This window comes from Kribbella sancticallisti (assembly GCF_039530625.1).
Lineage (GTDB): Bacteria > Actinomycetota > Actinomycetes > Propionibacteriales > Kribbellaceae > Kribbella > Kribbella sancticallisti.
On record NZ_BAAAOS010000018.1, the window covers coordinates 168,286 to 183,243 of the forward strand.

Genomic DNA, 14,958 nt, shown 5'->3' on the forward strand with positions numbered 1-14,958 from the left:
CGGCCGGAAAACCGCTGGACGTGGCTGATGGGATGGACGGCATGCGGAAAGTCGTCCTGATCACCGGTATGCAGGCCGCCGGGAAGTCCACCATCGCGCCGTTGCTGGCCGCCCGGCTCGGCCCACCGGCCGCGACCGTGGACGGCGACGTCTTCTTTCACGCGGTCGTCTCCGGCGCGGTAGGCATGACCCCGGACCCCGATCCCGAGGCCGTCCGCCAGCTCGAACTCCGGTACGACGCCAGCGCGCTCGTCGCCCGGCACTACCTCGACGCAGGCTTCGACTTCGTCTGCTCCGACTTCATCCTCGGTTCGCACGTCACCCGCTGGCTCGACTCCTTCGCGGGGTTCGCCGAAGCACATTTGGTCGTGCTGGTCCCCTCCGTCGGGTCCATCGTCGAGCGAGAACTGAGCCGCGGCTCCAACGCCTACCGGGACTGGCAAGGACCCGGGATGACGCTGGCCGACGCAGTCGCCGCTCTGCAGGAAGGCTTGGCGGATACTCCCCGACGCGGCCTCTGGCTCGACACCACCGATCAGACCGCGGCGGAGTCGGTCGAGGCGATCTTGGCTGCCGAAATGCGGTCGTCGCGCTGGCAGCCCGTCGAGTAGGGTCGAATCGCTAGTGCCTAGGGTTCCGCTGTCGTCCGTTCCGATCTGAATCAGGACCGACAGGACTGGTCCGAGCGGCACCACCGAGCCGGCCTGATGCCGGTTCGGTCATCTGACGGGACAAAAGCCTGGAGGACCCGGCTGTTCGCGTGCGCGGACGCCCTGGAGGGTCCGGCATGAATCTGACAGCATTGTCACTCGTTCTGATCGCGGCGGTTCTGCACGCCGGCTGGAACTTCTCCGCCAAGCGGGTGCAGTCCGGCGGCACTACCTTCGTCTGGGCCTACTACACCATCGCCGCCGTCGTGCTCCTGCCCGCCGCGGTGGTTGCCGCCGCGGCCGGGGGCTCGGATTTCCGCTGGACCTGGCTGATCGCGGCGCTGGTCACGGCGGTGCTGCACATCGCCTATGCCCTGGTCCTGCAGCGCGGGTACGACGTCGCGGCGTTGTCCGTGGTCTACCCGGTGGCGCGCGGACTCGGTCCGCTGTTGTCGATCGTGCTCGCCGTCTTGTTCCTCGGCGAACGGCCGGGGCCGATCGGATTGGTCGGTGGCGTGCTGATTGTGAGTGGTGTGTTCGTCATCGGCTGGAGCGGGCGAAGTGCCGCGACTCGCGGCGCGGTCAAGGCCGGCGTGTTCTACGGGGTCGCGATCGGTGGACTGATCGCGGGCTACACGCTCTGGGATGCCTACTCGGTCGCCACGCTCGATGTCCCGCCGCTCATCTACTTCGGCACGGCGTCTGTGATGCAGAGCGTACTGTTGACGCCTCATGCGCTGAGGGATCGCGGCCGGCTCCGGCTGCTGTGGCGTGAACACCGACGGGAGGTGCTGATCGTCGGGATGCTGTCGCCGGCGGCCTATCTGCTGGTGCTGTACGCGATGCGCCTCGCGCCGGTGAGCCTGGTCGCTCCCGCGCGCGAGGTCAGCATCGTGCTCAGTGGGCTCGCGGCCTGGCTGCTGCTGGGCGAGGCCAACGCCGTACGGCGGCTGGGCGGGAGCGTGATCGTGCTCGCCGGGATCGTGGCGATCGCGCTTTCGTGAGCCCTTTCGTGAGCCGCTTTGTGAGCCGTTTTGTGAGCCCTTTTGTGAGCCACAGCCTGAGCCAGACCCTGAGCCCAGCCTGGGGTCAGGCGTTGAGGCCCTCGCCGCTGTGCTCTTCCTGGTTGAGCATGGGGGAGACCGGCCAGTCCGCGGGGTAGTCCGGGGCGAACTCCTCGGCCTCGGCGAAGAGGCGCTTCTTGTACTTGCGGGAGAGGCGGTCGCCGAAGACCATGCCCTGGGTGTGGTCGGCCTCGTGCTGCAGGCAGCGAGCCAGTAGGCCGTCGCCCTCATAGCTGACCGGCTCGCCGTTCTCGTCCACGCCGGTGACGCGGGCCCAGTCCGGGCGGGCGCACTTGGTGAAGGCGCCGGGGAGCGACAGGCAGCCTTCGTCGCCCTCGTCCAGGCGGCGGTCCTTGCCCTCGGGGAGTTCCAGCACCGGGTTGCAGACCACGCCCTGGTGCCGGACGCCCTCCTTGTCGGGGCAGTCGAACACGAACAGTTGCAGGTCGACGCCGACCTGGTTCGCGGCCAGGCCGACACCTTCGGCGGCGTTCATCGTCGCGACCATGTCGGCGACGAGTTTGTGCAACTCCGGGCCGAACTCGGTGACCGGCTTGTTCACGTGGTGCATCACTTCTTCGCCCCACCGCGTGATGGGCAGCACGGAACCGTTCGTAGGCAGCGTAGGCATGCCAGAAATCCTAGCGAAGCCCGCGCCCGGGACTCACGCCCGCACCCGCACCCGGGCCGGCGCTCGGGACCCGCGCTCGGGACCCGCGCCCGCGGCCCGCCCCGGGCCCGGGCCCGCGCCCCGGCGCCCGGGGGGAGTTGCGGCGGCGCCGGGCGGGCATCGTGCTCAGGCCTGGTTGACCTCGTCGCGCCAGGCGACCCAGTCGCGGACCAGGCCGAGGTCGTAGTCGGGGCCGGAGGTGCTGATGGTGAACAGCCGGGTGCCGACGTCGAGCATCGACTTGCCGAGTTCCTCGGGGCTCTTGTGGCCGACGCCGGCGGACCGCTCGATCTCACCGGGGTCGCGCCCGATCGTCGCGCAGTGCGCGTCCAGCACAGCGTGCTTGTGCGCGATCGTCTCGGCGTCGCCGAAGCCGTGCCAGATGTTCGCGTGCTGGGCGACCAGTTTGAGGGTCTTCTTCTCGCCGCCGCCACCGATCAGCACCGGGATGTCCCGGGTCGGCTTCGGGTTGAGCTTCTCCCAGCGCGCCTCGATCCGCGGCAGCGCCTCGCCGAGCGCGTCGAGCCGCCCGCCGGCGGTGCCGAACTCGTAGCCGTACTCGTCGTAGTCCCGCTCGAACCAGCCGGAGCCGATGCCGAAGATCAGCCGGCCGTCGCTGATGTGGTCGACCGTCCGCGCCATGTCGGCGAGCAGATCGGGGTTCCGGTACGAGTTGCAGGTGACCAGCGCGCCGAACTCGATCCGCTCGGTCGCCTCGGCCCAGGCCGCGAGCATCGTCCAGCACTCGAAGTGCAGGCCGTCCGGCTCACCGGACAGCGGGTAGAAGTGGTCCCAGTTGAACGCCACGTCGACGCCGATCTCCTCGGCCGCGGCCACGGTCCGCCGGATGTCGGCGTACTCGGCATGCTGGGGCTGAACCTGAACGCCGATCCGGACCGGGAACTTGCTGTACGGACGGGCAGTGGACTCAGTCGATGTCATACCCGAAATCCTATACGGCGTTTCGGAGGATCCTCCGGTACGGTCACGATGCGAACCGGCGCCACGGCAGGACGCAGACCGGGCGAGGCGGTAAGTTCCGGGCATGGACCTCGACGGCAGACCTGATCCGCCCACCGAGGCCGGCGAGAAGGAGACGCTGGCCGGCTTCCTGGACTTCCAGCGCGCCACGCTGCTGTGGAAGTGCGAGGGCCTGACGCCCGCACAACTCGGTACGCCGGCGGTCGGCCCGTCCTCGATGACGCTGCACGGGCTGATCCGTCACCTGACCGAGGTCGAACTCGGCTGGTTCGTCGGGACCTTCACCGACGAACCGGTGGAGTACGCGTACTCCTCCGCGGAGCGCCCCGAGGGCGACTGGATCGGGCTTGACCCACGCCAGTACGCCGCCGACCTGCACCGGTACCACGAAGCTGTCGACAAGGCGCGAGCCGTCATCGCCGACCTGGAGCCGGGCACGATCGGCGAGGACGACGGCCGGCGCTACACGCTCCGCTGGGTGCTCGCCCACATGATCGAGGAGTACGCCCGCCACAACGGCCACGCCGACCTGTTGCGCGAACGGCTGGACGGGGCCACAGGCGAGTAGTCCTCGCGTTACTGTCTGGGCATGAGTCCGAAGTCGAGCATCGCCCCGGTTCGTTGGACGCCCCCGCCTGTGCCGTCGGACAGGCAACCACGACGGATCGAGGTGACGACCGTCGCGCTGCCGGGCTCCGGGCCGGAGGACGCGCTGATCGACGAGGACGGCAGCGTCCTGACCGGGTTGCTGGACGGGCGGATTCTCCGCGTCAGCGCGGACGGTAGGACCATCTCCACGCTCGCCGACACCGGCGGCCGGCCGCTCGGGCTCGAGTGGCTGCCGGACGGCAAGGTGCTCGTCTGCGACGCGAACCGTGGGTTGCTCACGCTCGACCAGGACGGCCATGTCGCCACCCTGCTCGGCGAGATCGACGGCCGGCCGATGAGGTTCTGCAACAACGCCGACGTGCTGCCCGACGGCACGATCTACTTCACCGACTCGTCCACCCGGTTCGGCGTCGACGAGTGGATGGCCGATCTGCTGGAGCACTCGGCCACCGGCAGCCTCTACCGGCTGACCCCGGACGGCGAACTCACCCGACTCACCACGAACCGCCCGTTCCCGAACGGCGTCGCGTTGAGCGGCGACCGGAACACCCTGTTCTACGCCGAGACCGCCAGTTACGGACTGTTCAAGCTCGACCTGACCACGCCCGGCGCCGAGCCCGAACTGGTGACGATGATCCCGGGCCTGCCGGACAACATCGCGCGCGGCTCGGACGGACTGATCTGGGTCGCGGTCGGCTCACCGCGCAACACGCTGCTTGACTTCCTGCTGCCGAAACCGCCCGTACTCCGGAAGGTGGTCTGGGCGCTGCCCGAGTCGCTGAAGCCGAAGGCGGCCGACATCATCGAGATCCAGGCGTACGACGACGACGGGAACCTGGTGCACGATCTGCGCGGCAAGCACCCGGACTTCCGGATGCCCACCGGAGTACGGGAGCGCGATGGCCAGGTGTGGCTGAGCAGCATCGGCACCACTCACCTGGCCACCTTCCCGACGCCTCCGCGCTGAATCGCGGGCGCCAGGGTCAGCCGATCTGCCAGGAGCGCTTGGACAGGCCGTACCAGAAGCCGTCCACGACCGTCTCAGCCTTTCCGAGGGTGTCTTCCGAGGCGCCGAGCGAGACGAACAGCGGAGCGAAGTGCTCGGTCCGCGGGTGCGCGATCGAGGCGGCCGGGCCCTTGTGCAGGAAGTCGATCAGCGAGTCGATGTCCTGCGCGGCCAGCGCGCGCTTGGCCCAGTCGTCGAACTCGATCGACCAGTTCGGCGCGGCGGCATCGGCCGGCCCGCCGAGGTTGACCGCGCTCAGGTTGTGCGTGGTGAAGCCGCTGCCGACGATCAGTACGCCCTGGTCCCGCAGCGGGGCCAGCTTCCGGCCGATCTCGAACAGTTCCCTCGGGTCCAGGGTCGGCATCGACACCTGCAGGACGGGAATGTCCGCGTCGGGGTACATCTCCTTCAGCGGCACGTAGGCGCCGTGGTCGAGCCCGCGGTTCGGGTCGTCGTACACGGGGGTCGCGGGGGAGTGGAGGAGCTTGCGCACCTGCGCGGCGAGATCCGGCGCACCCGGCGCGGCGTACTGGACCTGGTAGTAGCGCTCGGGGAAGCCCCAGAAGTCGTAGAGCAGCGGCACTGTCTCGGTCGCGGCCAGGGTCAGCGGCGCCGCTTCCCAGTGCGCGGACACGATCAGGATGGCGGTCGGCTTCTTCATCCCGGCGGAGATGGCGGCGAGTTCGGCTGTCCACTGCCGGTCGTCGGCCAGCGGCGGTGCGCCGTGGCTCAGGTACAGGACGGGCGTCCGGCTGATCTCAAGGGTGTCGCTCATGGGTCCTTCTCCACCTCTCCGGGGTCGTACTCCTTCCAATGTAGTTGAACCCTCAATTTATTCCCAGCCCTCAGGCAAACGGGTCCGGAGAAACCTCTCCGGACCCGTTCGCTGACGTGAGACGTGTCAGGGTTTCGGTGGCGGGACGTCACCGGGCGGTTGAGGGGAAGGTGGGATGTCGGTGGTGGCGTCCTGGACGCCGCCCGCGACGACGAGGGAGAAGTCGTCGCCGTGGGTGGTGACGCCCTCGATCACGGCGGCTTCGACCGCCTCGGTGCCGATCGCCTTGCGCAGCATCAGGGGATCGGTGCGCAGGTCCTTCGCCAGCGCCACCGCGAGGCCGACCATCACCAGCGCGAACGGCAGGGCCGCGACGATGGTGAGGTTCTGCAGACCTTGTAGCGCCTTCGCGCCGCCGCCGCCGACCAGCAGCATCACCGCCGCCACCGCGCCGGTCAGCACACCCCAGAAGATCACCAACGGCTTACGCGGATGCAGCGCGCCGCGTTGCGACAGCGTCCCCATCACGATCGAGGCCGCGTCCGCTCCGGAGACGAAGAAGATCGCCACCAGGACGACGACCAGGACGGTGGTCACCGAGGAGAGCGGGAACTGCTCGAGCAGCCCGAACAACTGTCCCTCGGTGGTGGACTGCCCGGCGATGTCGACGCCGCCGCGCTGGGTGTCGATCGCGGCACCGCCGAAGATGCAGAACCACACCAGGCTGACCATCGACGGCACCAGCAGGACGCCGGTGACGAACTGCCGGATCGTCCGGCCGCGGCTGATCCGGGCGATGAACATCCCGACGAACGGCGTCCAGGAGATCCACCAGGCCCAGTAGAAGACGGTCCAGCTGGACAGCCAGGTGGCCGTCGCGTCGCCGCCGCTGGCTTCGGTCCGCGCCGCCATGTCGGCCAGGTCGCGCAGGTAGTCGCCGATCGCGGTCGGCACCAGGTTGAGGATCAGTACGGTCGGCCCGACGACGAACACGAACGCGGCCAGCGTGACCGCCAGCACCATGTTGATGTTCGACAGCCACTGGATGCCCTTGGCAACACCGGACACGGCCGACGCGACGAAGGCGGCGGTCAGTACGGCGATCACTCCGACCAGGACGGCGTTGCCGGTCTCGTCGAGCCAGCCGAGGATGGTGACGCCCGAGCCGATCTGCAACGCGCCGAGGCCCAGCGAGGCGGCCGAGCCGAACAGCGTCGCGAAGATCGCCAGGCCGTCGATCACCTTGCCGATCGGGCCTTCGGTGCGCCGGCCGAGCAGCGGGGCGAAGGCCGAGCTGATCAGTTGCGAGCGTCCGCGCCGGAAGGTGCCGTAGGCAATCGCTATGCCGACGACGGCGTAGATCGCCCACGGGTGCAGGGTCCAGTGGAACAACGTGGTCGCCATCGCCGTCTGCAGCGCCTGGTCGGTGCCGCCCTCGACGGTGCCCGGCGGCGGGGCGATGAAGTGCGACAGCGGCTCGCTGACGCCGTAGAACATCAGGCCGATGCCCATCCCGGCGCTGAACATCATCGCGACCCAGGAGACCGTGCGGAACTCCGGCTCCTCGTCGTCGGCGCCGAGCGGGATCCGTCCGTACTTGCCGGCCGCCAGCCACAGCACGTACACGACGAACCCGGAGGCGAGCAGGACGAACAGCCAGCCGGTGTTGTGCTCGACCCAGCCGAGCGCCGACGTGGACGCGGTACCGAGCCCGGAGGCGTCGGCGAAGCCCCAGGCCACGAAGGCGAGGGCGATCAGGGCGGTGACGGTGAAGACGACGAGATCGAGCCCGGAGCCGCGACTTCGGCTGCCGGGTGGTGGTGGAGCGGCGAGAGCAGGGTGCTCGCTTGCGTGGTCAGAGTTCTGTTGCCGGCTGTCGATGTCGATCGCCACAGCTGATTCACGCCTCGCTTCGGCGCGCCTCCGTTTCGGGTTTGCTAGGGGGACTGCCTGAAGACCGTGTCGAAGATCGTGGCGAAACGCAACTATCGTGGCCTGGACCACACCGGCGCGTCGTTGCCTCGGCACCCCGGTCGAGGCTTCGCCGGTGCTGTCCGGGCGAACGGCTACTGTGCGGAGCATGCGATTCGGAATCACGATCCTGCCCGAGTACCGCTGGTCGGAGGCGGCGCCGAAGTGGCGCCGGGCCGAAGATCTCGGCTTCGACCATGCCTGGACCTACGACCACCTCACCTGGGGCGGCCTGCAGGACTCGCCGTGGTACGGCACCACTCCGACGCTGACCGCGGCTGCCCTGGTCACGTCGACGATCAAGCTCGGCACCTTCGTCACCTCGCCGAACTTTCGGCACCCGCTGACACTGACCCGCGACGTGCTCGCACTGGACGACATCTCGAACGGGCGGTTCCTGTGCGGGATCGGTTCGGGTGGCGGGATCGACTCCTCCATCCTGGGCGGTGACGATCTGACCCCGCGGCAGAAGGTGGACCGGCTGGAGGAGTTCGTCGAACTGCTCGACAAGTTGCTGACCACCGACAAGGTCGACTACAAGGGCGAGTACTTCGAGACCCGCAACGGCCGCACCCTACCCGGCTGTGTGCAACAACCCCGGGTGCCGTTCATCATGGCCGCGAACGGACCACGCTCCCTGCGCCTGGCCACCCGGTACGGCGCCGGCTGGGTCACCACCGGGCTCAAGTCGGACGACTTCGACACCTGGTTCGGCTCGGTCCGCGACCTCAGCCACCGGCTGGACGACGTACTGGAAGGTCGGTCCTTCGACCGCTATCTGGCCCTCGACTCCGCCCGCTACTCGCTGAGCAGCGTCGACGCCTTCGAGGACGTCGTCGGCCGCGCCGCGGAACTCGGCTTCACCGACGTCATCACCCACTGGCCCCGCGCCGAGGGCGTGTACGCCGGCACCGAGGACACCCTCGAGCGGGTCGTCGCCGAGGTCATTCCCCGGTGGGGCGGCTAGTGCGGCGGACGTAGGTCGGCAGGACGTACCAGAAGCCGATGAACCACAGGGCGACCACCGCGACGATGACGACCGCGATCGTTCGGCTGAGGACGACATCGATCGCCAGCAGCACACCGCCGCACATCGCGACGACCAGGAGCGCCATCCCGCCGCTGGCCAGGTGGTGCGCGATCGGGATCATCTGGTCCCGCAGCCGCTTCTGGAACACGATCCGGTGGAAGGCGACCGGGGCGAGCAGCAGGCCGACCGCGAAGGCGGAGGCGATCAGGGTGACGGCGAACACGTCGTGGGTGAAGTTGTCCGCATCCTGGAACCGGGGCTGGAAGGCGATGCTGAGCAGGAAGGCGAACAGGATCTGCGTGCCGGTCTGGGCCAGCCGCAGTTCCTGGAGCAGTTCGTTCCAGTGCCGGTCGAGGCGCTCGTGCTCGTCCTCGCCGTCGCGGCTGTAGCCGCCGCGTGGCTGTTCCTCGGTCATCAGTCTCCTCACCCGGTCCTGGCTCCTGGTACCCCGCGGAAAACACTGAAGAGGGCCGTACACCGATCGGTGTACGGCCCTCTCTGTATTCAGTTCTTAGAAGGACTGATCCTGAGATCAGATCGGACGGATGTTCTCCGCCTGCAGGCCCTTCTGGCCCTGGGTGATCTCGAACTCGACGCGCTGGTTCTCGTCCAGCGAGCGGAAGCCCGAGGTCTGGATGGCCGAGTAGTGCGCGAACACGTCCGCGCCACCGTCATCCGGGGTGATGAAGCCGAAGCCCTTGTCAGCGTTGAACCACTTGACAGTACCGACAGCCATTTGTGTCTATCTCCTTGATGGCTTGTAACAAGACGCGATCCACACCTCATGAACCGCGTGTCGCCGAAAGGCCCCAGACGACAAAACCGGCCATGCAGCACAGCGAAAGTCAGTGGGAGTCCAAAACTGCAACGCGATAACTGTAGCCGATCCGGGGCCCCGTGTGGGGGGTGACCGGGAACACGTGTCGCGGAAAGTTGCCGCTTGCCACGCTCCGTGAAGGCAGCGTCGCCCGATTCACCGGTTGCCACGGGGCAGCCCGGGGCAGGCCCGAAGACAACGAAACCCCCGCCGACCTGCTCGTTCGTTGCCCGCGTCGCCGGGCGGAGCCGCCCCAGGTCGAGACAAGGTCGGACAAACCGCCCTGTACGCCGGGTGATGGCGCCGCGAGTCCTGTTGATTCTTCCGGCGTGTCGTGCGGGGATGAACACACACGGAAGAAGGGCGTCGAAGTGATTCTGAAGGTGGCGCGCAGCGGCGGATTCGCCGGTTTGACGGCGCAGGGTGAGCTCGACACGTCCGCTCAGCCCGACAGTGAGCGGCTCGAACAGGCGGCCCGGGCTCTTGACCAGGCGCGGCTGGGGACCGGACGACCGCAGCCCGATCGGTACGTCTATCGGCTCCAGTTGCAGGACAGAGCTGACCAGGATCCGACCGAATTGACCGTCGCAGAGCAGGATCTGGACGAGGAAACGGCCTGGCTCCTGGACCGCGTACTGCGGTCCTGAAGCCAGGCCGTTCGGGCTGCATCAGCGCCAGTTGATCTCCGGCGCGCGGTAGAAGTTCACGCTGAGCGCGTCCCAACGGGATCCCTGCGCGCCCAGACGCTCCTTGTAGGAGTTCCAGTCGAGTGCGGAGGCCTGGGACCACCCCAGTTCGGCGATACCCGGCAGACGCGGGAAGGCCATGAACTCGAGCTTGTCGAGATCGTCCAGCGTCTCGGTCCAGAGCGGCGCCTCAACACCCGCGATGGCGCTCTCCGGCAGGTTCGGGATCAGCGTGGAGGGGTTCCAACTGTAGGACTTCTCCACGCTGACCAGGCCGGCCCAGCTCAGCCCGTACGGCGTGCTGGCGTTGTACTTCATGTCCAGGTAGGCCCTGTTGGCCGGGGAGAGGACGACCTTGGCCCCCTGGGCCGCTGCTGCGCGAGCCAGCCCCTGCGACCTCGCGTCGTCGGTACCCCAGTACTGCGCGATGCTGCCCGGCGGCAGGGGAGTCTCGGCGATCTCCTGCCAGCCCATCACCCGCTTGTTCTGCTTGGTGACGAGTGCGGCCGCCTTCGGGACGAAGGTGAGGTAGTCCGAGTGCGGTGTGGAGTGTGCCTCGTCGCCACCGAGGTGGAGGATGTCACCCGGCGCCTGCTCGGCGACCTCGCGGAACACGTCGTCCAGGAACTCGTAGGTGATGTCCTTGGCGACGCAGAGCGAACTGAAGCCGACCGCGGTACCGGTGTAGAGCGGCGGAGCCACCCCGTCGCAGTTCAGGTCGGCGTACGAGGCGAGGGCCGCGTTGGTGTGACCTGGGGTGTCGATCTCGGGGACGACCGTCAGGTAGTGGTCGGCGGCGTACCGGATGATCTCGGCGAAGTCCGCCTTGCTGTACGAGCCGCCGGGCGTGCCGCCGACCTCCAGGCTGCCCCCGTACGTCGTGAGCCGGGGCCAGGAGTCCACCTGGATCCGCCAGCCCTGGTCGTCGGCCAGGTGCAGGTGGAGCTTGTTGAGCTTGTAGAGCGAGATGAGGTCGATGTAGCGCTTCACCTCCGCCACGGAGAAGAAGTGCCGGGACACGTCGAGCATGGCGCCGCGGTACGCGAACCGGGGGGAGTCGGCGATCGCAGTACCGGCGATGCGCCAGGGGCCGGCCTGGCGGGTGGAGGCCTCGGCCTTGGCGGGCAGGAGCTGCCGCAACGTGGTCACGCCGCGGTAGAGGCCTTCGGGAGTCGCCGCTGTCACGCTCAGGGCCGAGCGGTCAACGCGCAGTTCGTAGCCCTCGGCTCCCAGGGAGGCGGGGCCGTTGGTGGACAGCTTGATGTTGGCCTTGCGCGGCACCAGCGGGACCACTGGCAGCGGGAACCCGGTGGAGCGGCGTAGCTGGGACGTGAACTGCTCTGCGATCTTCTTGGCCGCGCGGCTTTCGTTGGCGCTCGAATCGAGGCCGACCATGCTCCAGTGGGTCAGGGTGAAGTCCTGGCCGGCCAGCGCGTGCTGCGACACCGGCTTGGGGATCAGTCCGGGCGCTGGAGTGGACTGCGGCTGAGCGGCCGCAGGCGTGGTGATGGCAATCAGGGGAGTCGCTAGCAGGGCGGCTGTGAGGAGGCCGGCCAGCGAGACCCGACGGCGAGGGCGGGCGAGTCGTGTCATGACCGGAAGTGTTCGTCTGCTTACTCCGCGAGTCAAGATCTTTCAGCAAACTCCCTTCGTTACTCAGGCGTAGCGCCGCGCCGCGGCTACAGCCTGCCCGACGTACGACGAGCCGAACAGCACCACGTGCACCAGAAGCGGGTGGACCTGGTGAAGGGACACCCGATCGCGCCAGCCGTCTGCCAGCGGATGCGCCTCGTCGTAGGCGCGTAGTACGCGGTCCAGGTGCGGCAGACCGAACAGGGCGAGCATGGCGAGGTCGGTCTCCCGGTGGCCGCCATGGGCCGCGGGATCGATCAGGTGGACGCCTGCGCTGCTCCAGAGCACATTGCCCGACCACAGGTCACCGTGGATCCGGCCGGGCTCTTCACCCGGATCAGCGGCGACTCTTTCGCACACCCGGTCGAACACGGCGAGTTCACGCTCGCCGATCGTGCCGCGGTCGTAGGCCGTCCGTAGAAAGGGCCGAAGCCGGTAGGTCGCGTAGAACTCGCCCCAGGACCCGACTGGCTCCTGTGCGTGGGGCAGGTCGGCAGTGCCGATGTAGCCGTCTCCATGCCACCCATCCGGCGGTACTCCGAAGTGCCGCGCGCCGGCGTCGTGCATGACGGCCAAGCGCCGGCCGAAGTCCTCCGCAGCCGCCGGAGTTGGGGGCGCCGAGTCCACCTGCGGGAGTACGAGGCGACCGGCGGAGACCTCGAGCGGCTGCACCACGGGAGGTCCGCCGGGAACGCTCAGCCAGCGCAGGCCTGCGGCCTCGACCTCGAAGAAGCCGGCCGGGACGTCGTGCCGCTCTTTCACGAAGGGCATGCCGGCACTCTGCCAGGCGTGACGATCCGTGACTGCTCAATAAGGCGTGTCGAAAGGTGCGAACTGTCGGTCCGACCTGCCATTGTTTGCGGCCGGGCCTTCTGACCAGGACGGGTCTGGCCGTACGAACGAATGTGTTACCGAAGCTGGAGGACAGATGACGCAGGTGGCAGAGCAGCCGGGCACCAGTGCCGGGCGGCTCGGCTCGGTGGTGCTGGATTGCCCGGACCCACTCGAGCTCGCCCGGTTCTACTCGACGCTGTTCGGTCTGGAGATCGATGAGCACGGTGACGACGACTGGCGGAGCCTGACCGGCCCCGGGTCGACGCTCGGTTTCCGGCGTTCGGAAGACTACGTACCCGCCACCTGGCCGGGTGCTGAAGCACAGCAACTCCACCTCGACCTGATCGTCGAGGACCTGGCCAGTGGTCACGCGACCGTTGTCGCCCTCGGCGCCGAGCCGCTGGACCCGGTCGACGCCCCGCCGGCCGAGAACGAGCGCGGCTGGCGGGTCTACGCCGACCCGGCCGGCCACCCCTTCAGGATCTGCCTGGAGTGACGAGTGCGTTGGGTCGGGCTTAGATCCATTCCGACCGACCGGTGAACGGATAGTCGCGGCCCTCGACGTACCGGGGTCGCGGCTGGTAGCTGTTCACGCCCGGGGACCCCTGCAGGTGGAACGCGCTCGGGTAGGGGACCTCGGGATCGGTGATCCGGGTCGAGGTCGGGATGTAGCGGATCGTCAGCCCGCAGCGCCGGTTCGGCGAGGTGTTCGCGCTGCTGCCGTGCACGATGTTCGGGTGGTGCACCTCGACGTCGCCCGGCGCGAGCACGATGTCGACCGCCTCCGACTCGTCCACCTCGACCGCGATCTCCTTGCCGAGCACGCTCTGCACGCTGTCGTTGTCGCGCATCTCGGCGATCGGCCCGAGGTGGCTGCCGGGAATCACCCGGACGCAGCCGTTGCCGGGCGTCGAGTGGTCGACGGCCAGCCAGAGAGTCACCACGCTCATCGGATCGAGCGGCCAGAACGCGGCGTCCTGATGCCAGAGCACCGGCTGGCCGGAGTACGGCGGCTTGGAGATGTAGTGCGAGGCGAACAGGGCCAGATCGGGCCCGACGAACACCGACGCGATCTCCAGCAGCCGCGGGTCGCTGACCAGGCGGACCCAGAACGGGTCGTCGCGCAGGAAGACGTGGCCGAGTTGTTCCGGCCGGATGTCCGGGTGCTTGGCCTGCAACCAGTCGACGTGATCGTTCACTTCGTTGATCAGTTGCCGGTCGAGAACGTTGCGGAAGATGACGTAGCCGTCGCGCTGGTAGGTCTCCAGGGCGTTGTCGGCGACCTGGTTGTCTGCCACTGAGGTCATACCGGAATGCTCCCCGGCGGAAGCGCTGTGCGACTAGCAGCTCACTGACGCAAACTTGTAGCCTGTTGATGTGAGCCAGGTACTGCGCTTCGAGTGGTCCGCGTTGGGTCGTCCGTACCACGCGGCCCGGATCCGCTTCGCCCCACGGGCGAGGGACTCCGAACTGCACACGCACGCCGACTTCCACGAGTTCATGGGCGTCGTGTCCGGGAACGGCGAGCACCTCCTGGAGACGGGCACGCTCCCGCTGGCGGCGGGTGACGTGGTGCTGGTCCGGCCGCGAGATCGGCACGCCATCAGGGGGTCGGCGCCCGACGGGCTCGAGTTCATCAACGTCGCCTTTCCGAGTTCGGCCTGGCAGGGCTTTCTCAACCTGACCAGAACCAATCCGACCGGCAGTTGGGACGCGGCCCGGCATCCGGTCGTCTTCCGGCCGGACGACGCCGCCGCGGTGGTGACGGTCTTCGAACACGCTTTGCGCAGCTTCGCCGACGAGCCCGGGCACTTCGATCTGATGCGGTTCTGGATCGACTTGCTGCCGTTCGTCTCGCCCGAGGAACTGCCGGCACGCGCTTCGGGAATCCAGGCGCCGGAGTGGCTGGCGAAAGCCTGCACGGCGATGCGCGCCGAGGAGAACCTGCGGCTCGGAGTGCCGCGCCTGCTGGAACTCGCCGGCGTCAGCGCTGCCCACTTGTCCCGCACCCTGCGTACGGCGTACGGGATGACGCCGACGGACTTCGTCGCGGATCTCCGACTGGAGCAGGCCGCCTCCTTGCTGGCGGCGACCTCCGACCCGATCGCGGAGATCGCCGCTCGCTGCGGCTTCTCCAGCCAGTCCTACTTCACCCGCTGCTTCACCGCCGCGCACCAGGTGTCACCCCGCGCGTTCCGGCATCAGTCCCAACGCGCTTTCGTGCCCTGAGCTG

The 14,958-nt window shown here is 68.3% G+C and carries 17 protein-coding genes; 8 read left to right on the forward strand and 9 right to left on the reverse strand.

Annotated elements, in window-relative coordinates:
- Positions 1-41: 41 nt before the first annotated feature.
- Together ABD255_RS11175 and ABD255_RS11180 are read left to right on the forward strand one after the other, a co-directional pair.
- Positions 42-611 (forward strand): phosphotransferase-like protein, encoded by a 570-nt coding sequence (locus ABD255_RS11175; RefSeq protein ID WP_344212655.1) that lies wholly within the window; start codon positions 42-44, stop codon positions 609-611.
- Between the two features lie 176 nt (positions 612-787).
- The gene (locus ABD255_RS11180; RefSeq protein ID WP_344212657.1) at positions 788-1,654 is read left to right on the forward strand and encodes an EamA family transporter; all 867 of its coding nucleotides are present in this window, start codon (positions 788-790) and stop codon (positions 1,652-1,654) included.
- An 85-nt stretch (positions 1,655-1,739) separates the two neighbouring features.
- On the opposite strand, the gene def is transcribed toward ABD255_RS11180, so the two are convergent.
- Both def and ABD255_RS11190 read right to left on the reverse strand, forming a co-directional pair.
- Positions 1,740-2,345: a peptide deformylase gene (def, locus tag ABD255_RS11185; protein WP_344212659.1), complete on the reverse strand. Its 606-nt coding sequence runs from the start codon at positions 2,343-2,345 to the stop codon at positions 1,740-1,742.
- Between the two features lie 165 nt (positions 2,346-2,510).
- Positions 2,511-3,326: an LLM class F420-dependent oxidoreductase gene (locus ABD255_RS11190; protein ID WP_344212661.1), complete on the reverse strand. Its 816-nt coding sequence runs from the start codon at positions 3,324-3,326 to the stop codon at positions 2,511-2,513.
- Positions 3,327-3,429: 103 nt separating this feature from the next.
- Here ABD255_RS11190 and ABD255_RS11195 point away from each other — a divergent pair, with 103 nt between their 5' ends.
- Positions 3,430-3,933, forward strand: coding sequence for a DinB family protein (locus ABD255_RS11195; RefSeq protein WP_344212663.1), 504 nt, complete (start codon positions 3,430-3,432; stop codon positions 3,931-3,933).
- 21 nt (positions 3,934-3,954) lie between these two features.
- Positions 3,955-4,941: an SMP-30/gluconolactonase/LRE family protein gene (locus ABD255_RS11200; RefSeq protein ID WP_344212665.1), complete on the forward strand. Its 987-nt coding sequence runs from the start codon at positions 3,955-3,957 to the stop codon at positions 4,939-4,941.
- 16 nt (positions 4,942-4,957) lie between these two features.
- Here ABD255_RS11200 and ABD255_RS11205 read toward each other — a convergent pair whose 3' ends face one another.
- The gene (locus tag ABD255_RS11205) at positions 4,958-5,755 is read right to left on the reverse strand and encodes a dioxygenase family protein (RefSeq protein WP_344212667.1); all 798 of its coding nucleotides are present in this window, start codon (positions 5,753-5,755) and stop codon (positions 4,958-4,960) included.
- A 126-nt stretch (positions 5,756-5,881) separates the two neighbouring features.
- Positions 5,882-7,648: a BCCT family transporter gene (locus ABD255_RS11210; RefSeq protein WP_344212669.1), complete on the reverse strand. Its 1,767-nt coding sequence runs from the start codon at positions 7,646-7,648 to the stop codon at positions 5,882-5,884.
- Between the two features lie 187 nt (positions 7,649-7,835).
- Here ABD255_RS11210 and ABD255_RS11215 point away from each other — a divergent pair, with 187 nt between their 5' ends.
- Positions 7,836-8,693, forward strand: a complete 858-nt coding sequence (locus tag ABD255_RS11215; RefSeq protein ID WP_344212670.1) for an LLM class flavin-dependent oxidoreductase — start codon at positions 7,836-7,838, stop codon at positions 8,691-8,693.
- Here the strand turns inward: ABD255_RS11215 and ABD255_RS11220 are convergent.
- Together ABD255_RS11220 and ABD255_RS11225 are read right to left on the reverse strand one after the other, a co-directional pair.
- Positions 8,671-9,171 carry a DUF6328 family protein gene (locus ABD255_RS11220; protein ID WP_344212672.1) on the reverse strand — a complete coding sequence of 167 codons (501 nt, stop codon included), beginning with the start codon at positions 9,169-9,171 and terminating at the stop codon, positions 8,671-8,673. The two genes, ABD255_RS11215 and ABD255_RS11220, sit on opposite strands and share 23 nt — an antisense overlap.
- 117 nt (positions 9,172-9,288) lie before the next feature.
- Positions 9,289-9,492 (reverse strand): cold-shock protein, encoded by a 204-nt coding sequence (locus ABD255_RS11225; RefSeq protein ID WP_012921273.1) that lies wholly within the window; start codon positions 9,490-9,492, stop codon positions 9,289-9,291.
- Positions 9,493-9,944: 452 nt separating this feature from the next.
- On the opposite strand from ABD255_RS11225, the gene ABD255_RS11230 reads away from it, so the two are divergent.
- Positions 9,945-10,220, forward strand: a complete 276-nt coding sequence (locus ABD255_RS11230; RefSeq protein WP_344212674.1) for a protealysin inhibitor emfourin — start codon at positions 9,945-9,947, stop codon at positions 10,218-10,220.
- 21 nt (positions 10,221-10,241) lie between these two features.
- Here ABD255_RS11230 and ABD255_RS11235 read toward each other — a convergent pair whose 3' ends face one another.
- Entirely contained in the window at positions 10,242-11,852 is a 1,611-nt protein-coding gene (locus ABD255_RS11235; RefSeq protein WP_344212675.1) for a beta-N-acetylhexosaminidase, read from the reverse strand.
- A 63-nt stretch (positions 11,853-11,915) separates the two neighbouring features.
- Complete coding sequence (locus ABD255_RS11240) at positions 11,916-12,662, reverse strand: fructosamine kinase family protein (protein WP_344212677.1); 747 nt, start codon at positions 12,660-12,662, stop codon at positions 11,916-11,918.
- 157 nt (positions 12,663-12,819) lie between these two features.
- Here ABD255_RS11240 and ABD255_RS11245 point away from each other — a divergent pair, with 157 nt between their 5' ends.
- Positions 12,820-13,221, forward strand: a complete 402-nt coding sequence (locus ABD255_RS11245) for a VOC family protein (RefSeq protein WP_344212679.1) — start codon at positions 12,820-12,822, stop codon at positions 13,219-13,221.
- Positions 13,222-13,240: 19 nt separating this feature from the next.
- Here ABD255_RS11245 and ABD255_RS11250 read toward each other — a convergent pair whose 3' ends face one another.
- On the reverse strand, positions 13,241-14,032 hold the full coding sequence (locus ABD255_RS11250; protein ID WP_344212681.1) for a phytanoyl-CoA dioxygenase family protein: 792 nt from the start codon (positions 14,030-14,032) through the stop codon (positions 13,241-13,243).
- A 70-nt stretch (positions 14,033-14,102) separates the two neighbouring features.
- On the opposite strand from ABD255_RS11250, the gene ABD255_RS11255 reads away from it, so the two are divergent.
- Positions 14,103-14,954 (forward strand): helix-turn-helix domain-containing protein, encoded by an 852-nt coding sequence (locus ABD255_RS11255; RefSeq protein WP_344212683.1) that lies wholly within the window; start codon positions 14,103-14,105, stop codon positions 14,952-14,954.
- Positions 14,955-14,958: the final 4 nt, after the last annotated feature.

What these genes read in the sequence shown, in the direction of transcription:
- ABD255_RS11235 (WP_344212675.1), bottom strand. Translation starts at nt 11,852, where the DNA reads ATGACACGACTCGCCCGCCCTCGCCGTCGGGTCTCGCTGGCCGGCCTC.
- ABD255_RS11190 (WP_344212661.1), bottom strand. Translation starts at nt 3,326, where the DNA reads ATGACATCGACTGAGTCCACTGCCCGTCCGTACAGCAAGTTCCCGGTC.
- ABD255_RS11200 (WP_344212665.1), top strand. Translation starts at nt 3,955, where the DNA reads ATGAGTCCGAAGTCGAGCATCGCCCCGGTTCGTTGGACGCCCCCGCCT.
- ABD255_RS11245 (WP_344212679.1), top strand. Translation starts at nt 12,820, where the DNA reads ATGACGCAGGTGGCAGAGCAGCCGGGCACCAGTGCCGGGCGGCTCGGC.
- ABD255_RS11180 (WP_344212657.1), top strand. Translation starts at nt 788, where the DNA reads ATGAATCTGACAGCATTGTCACTCGTTCTGATCGCGGCGGTTCTGCAC.
- ABD255_RS11225 (WP_012921273.1), bottom strand. Translation starts at nt 9,492, where the DNA reads ATGGCTGTCGGTACTGTCAAGTGGTTCAACGCTGACAAGGGCTTCGGC.
- ABD255_RS11250 (WP_344212681.1), bottom strand. Translation starts at nt 14,032, where the DNA reads ATGACCTCAGTGGCAGACAACCAGGTCGCCGACAACGCCCTGGAGACC.
- ABD255_RS11175 (WP_344212655.1), top strand. Translation starts at nt 42, where the DNA reads ATGCGGAAAGTCGTCCTGATCACCGGTATGCAGGCCGCCGGGAAGTCC.
- ABD255_RS11205 (WP_344212667.1), bottom strand. Translation starts at nt 5,755, where the DNA reads ATGAGCGACACCCTTGAGATCAGCCGGACGCCCGTCCTGTACCTGAGC.
- def (WP_344212659.1), bottom strand. Translation starts at nt 2,345, where the DNA reads ATGCCTACGCTGCCTACGAACGGTTCCGTGCTGCCCATCACGCGGTGG.
- ABD255_RS11215 (WP_344212670.1), top strand. Translation starts at nt 7,836, where the DNA reads ATGCGATTCGGAATCACGATCCTGCCCGAGTACCGCTGGTCGGAGGCG.
- ABD255_RS11220 (WP_344212672.1), bottom strand. Translation starts at nt 9,171, where the DNA reads ATGACCGAGGAACAGCCACGCGGCGGCTACAGCCGCGACGGCGAGGAC.
- ABD255_RS11195 (WP_344212663.1), top strand. Translation starts at nt 3,430, where the DNA reads ATGGACCTCGACGGCAGACCTGATCCGCCCACCGAGGCCGGCGAGAAG.
- ABD255_RS11240 (WP_344212677.1), bottom strand. Translation starts at nt 12,662, where the DNA reads ATGCCCTTCGTGAAAGAGCGGCACGACGTCCCGGCCGGCTTCTTCGAG.